Consider the following 3,332-nt stretch of genomic DNA (forward strand, 5'->3'; position numbering starts at 1 on the left):
TTGGCGGGCCGTCATGCAAGATCGAGGCTAGCCTTCCGCGCAGCCTGTTTCCTCACTGTGAAACGTGCAGTGACACTCAGGCGGTTGCTGTATCGAAAGCCCAGCAGATGTTGCGTAATCACGGCTATCACGATCCCGCGTTTGCGGGGCTGCCCGGGATTCCGAGTGCAGCTGAGAAACTAGCGGAGCTACTGCCAGGCCACACGCGGTAGTAGGGTCAGGGTGCGCCCGGTTGGCGATGGCGCTGACCGGGCGCACCATCAAACTCAGATTGGGTAGTTGGCGGAGAAATGCTCATTGGCAGTGCCGAGCTGTACTTGAACCACCGCGTGATCCGTATTGGATCGACAGCCCCGCCGGAGGAGGTTCTGGCGCTGGCCGGTGCGCCACTGGTTGCGTCTAGGAGTCACGTCCAGATCGCCGCACGTGCGCAGGTGGGGCTGGTCCGGGTCAGGCTGTGGAACAGGGCTGGCCCGGCCGAGGGCAGCGTCCTGTTCGACGGAGACTTGGTGCTCGACGACGGGGCCATCGGAGTCGGCGACATCCTCGGCGTTTCACGTTTCGTGCAGAACGTCGGGGATCCTGGCGTGCATCACATCCGAGTCGCTGTCGATGACCCCGGGATTGCGTCCCGTGTCGACGTAGTTATCGATTCCGGACGCGACGGGCAAGCGCTGACAAGCGTGGACGGCTACCCGCTGCCCCAGTTTGTAGTAGCCGATAATTTTAATCTCGGTAAGTCTGATGAACTCGGGCTAATTCTTTCGGCTCACGACATGCCGCACAATCGCCTTGCCGCCTCATTCAAAGTGATCAAGCTGGCCTCGGAGTCAGACCCTTTCGACCGCGTAGAAATTCTGAGGGAATTTCGAATGCGCATGGTCTGTGAGTGGCTTAGGTGGCTCGCCCCCGCGGCCTCTGCGGATACAGTGTCTGTGATGGCCGGTTACATGTCCGAACGTCTGAATGGAACGGCGACGGTGGGTCTCGACCACGCTTCAGCAGAGCTCGCTGCGGATGTACTTGTCCGGCTGTCCGGTGAGCACTAGTAGATGTTGCGCTGCTAAGGATCGTGAGCGGTAGCAAATCTTAGCCCCGCCGAGCTTTGTGCGGCGGGGCTAATTTACCGCCTGACCGCAGTAGGTGACGCTGAGGTTGAAAGGGTGGGGTGACAGCAGGGGTTGGCGGTGCTACATCCTCGTCATGAGGTACGCGGATGGTGGCGGCCTGACCGCTGCGGGGCGGGCGAAGCGTGAGGCGGTGCGCTTCGAGGCCGCGGAGATGTTCGAGCAAGGCGTGCGGCCGCCGGAGGTGGCGCGCAGGTTACGGGTGACGCGGAAGTCGGCGTACGCCTGGCACGCCGACTGGCGCGAGGGCGGCAGCGCGGCTCTGGCCTCCAGGGGGCCTGGCGGCTTCCGGTGTCAGCTCACCGATGCCCAGGCGGAACAACTGCAGGCCGAGCTGGAGGCGGGGCCGGCGGTGCATGGCTGGACGGAGGACCAGCGGTGGACCCTGGCGAGGGTCGCGGAGCTGATCCATAGCCTGTTCGGCTACCGGTACACCCCGCGTGGGGTGTCGTATCTGCTGCACAGACTGGGCTGGTCGCCGCAGGTCCCGGCCCACCGGGCGGTCGAGCGCGACGAGCAGGCAGTGGCCAGGTGGCGGACGGAGCAGTGGTCACGGGTCAGAGGATGGCCCAGCTCCTGGGCGCGTGGATCGTCTTCGAGGACGAGGCCGGGCAAGACCTGAAGCCCGGCAAGGGCCGCACCTGGTCACGGCGGGGCAGGACGCCGCTGGTCAAAGTGGTGGGCAAGGGTTCGGGCCGGGTCCTGATGGCCGAGATGGTCTGCGTCCGGTCAGGCCACGAAACCCGCTTGATCTACCGGACCCAGACGTACCGGGGCCGTACCGGCGAGAAGAAGGGCTTCCGGGCCGACGAGTTCGCGAACCTGTTGACCTCTGCCCGTCGGCAGCTCGGCGATGTCCCGCTGATCGTGGTGTGGAACAACGCCAGCACCCATCACGCCAAGCCCTTGCGGGAGTTCTGCGAGCGCAACAGCGACTGGCTGACCATCGTCAAGCTCCCGCCCTACGCGCCCGACCTCAACCCCGTCGAAGCGTCTGGGCCCACGTGAAGAAGTCCCTGGCCAACCTCGCACCTCGCGCGATCGAAGACCTCGCCCCGCTCGTGAGGAACCGCTTACGCGGCATCCAACGCCGCCCCGACGTACTCGACGGCTTCAGCGCCGGAACCGGACTGGCACTGGAGCCTCCGTAACGCTGTCACCCCACCCTTTCAACGGGAGCGGCAACGGCGGCGGACACAGTGGTGTCCGCCGCCGTCTGGCTGTCAGGGGCGGCCGAGCGCGTGGCCGAGCAGGTCGATGGGCGTCGCGCTGAAGGCGGATGCGTACGTGGGCGTAGACGGTGGCGGTGTGACGCCGACGTGGGCGTGGCCGAGGAGTTCCTTGATCACGACGAGTTCGACGCCTTGCTCCAGGAGCAGGGTGGCGGTGGAGTGCCGCAGGTCGTGGAAGCGGATGCGGCGGAGGCCGGCGCGGGCTCGGGGAGAGGTGGCCGACTCACTTGGTGAACGGCGAGGTCTCCCGATCGTTCGACTTTGCGCGCACGGCGTCGCGTGTGGTGCCTGAGATTTCCGATCCGCAGATCATGACCTTCGCGCGAGATCACTTGATGGAAGAGTCCTGGGAAAAGGATGGGCATTCTCTCGACTCGGCGGGAGAAGGGCCGGTAGGTGTCTTCTGCAGGCCGTTCCGTAAGGTGACGATCCGAGTGGATGCCGGCGTCGACATTTCTGGCGGAGTTTCATGGGAAGGGGGCATTATTGCGGTGCCAGAGGGGTTTTATGTGTCTCTGGTTGCTCCCGAAAATCCGTCGGATGACGAATTTTCCGACTGGGTGAAATCCTGCCTTCTTCGCTCGATCCGGGAATGAAATCGCCTATTCCCGAGGATCGTGGATGATCAGGGAGCGTCCGGCAACCGATGCCTGCGGCACCGGTTGCCGGACGCTTTCGCATCTCCGGACCTGTGACTGACCGGCAGTTGCGGACGGGCGTGAGCCGGTCAGGAGGCATGCCTGGCGCCTACCTGAGAGTCTCTGGGCTGGAGCGCAGGTGCAGGATCCTGGTTCGTGGCCCCGGGCGACCCTGCCGCTACGCCCGCCCCGCGGTATGCGGCCCGACGGCGCCTGCCGACCGCGCGTAGTCGGCAGCGGGGTGTGGCGGCCGGTCCTGGCAGGGTGTGCCGCCGTTCGTCAGCAGGCCGCCGCGGTCCGCCAGTTACTGACTTCGGCGCTTCAAGGTGAGGCGA

The 3,332-nt window shown here is 65.3% G+C and carries 2 protein-coding genes and 2 pseudogenes; 3 read left to right on the forward strand and 1 reads right to left on the reverse strand.

The features are described 5' to 3' along the window. Positions 1 to 290 precede the first annotated feature (290 nt). Positions 291 to 1,049, forward strand: coding sequence for a hypothetical protein (locus tag WN71_RS39190; protein WP_052743257.1), 759 nt, complete (start codon positions 291 to 293; stop codon positions 1,047 to 1,049). 154 nt (positions 1,050 to 1,203) lie between these two features. Beyond that, positions 1,204 to 2,278, forward strand: a pseudogene (locus WN71_RS43555) (IS630 family transposase). Positions 2,279 to 2,350: 72 nt separating this feature from the next. Here the strand turns inward: WN71_RS43555 and WN71_RS40610 are convergent. Continuing rightward, positions 2,351 to 2,560: pseudogene (locus WN71_RS40610) on the reverse strand (tyrosine-type recombinase/integrase); the annotation flags it as partial. Between the two features lie 29 nt (positions 2,561 to 2,589). On the opposite strand from WN71_RS40610, the gene WN71_RS41670 reads away from it, so the two are divergent. Then, a complete protein-coding gene (locus WN71_RS41670) occupies positions 2,590 to 2,955 on the forward strand; it encodes a hypothetical protein (protein WP_143074941.1) in 366 nt (121 codons plus the stop codon). The last annotated feature ends 377 nt before the right edge of the window (positions 2,956 to 3,332 follow it).

The organism is Streptomyces mangrovisoli (genome assembly GCF_000974985.2).
GTDB classification, from domain to species: domain Bacteria; phylum Actinomycetota; class Actinomycetes; order Streptomycetales; family Streptomycetaceae; genus Streptomyces; species Streptomyces mangrovisoli.

What these genes read in the sequence shown, in the direction of transcription:
- WN71_RS39190 (WP_052743257.1), top strand. Translation starts at nt 291, where the DNA reads ATGCTCATTGGCAGTGCCGAGCTGTACTTGAACCACCGCGTGATCCGT.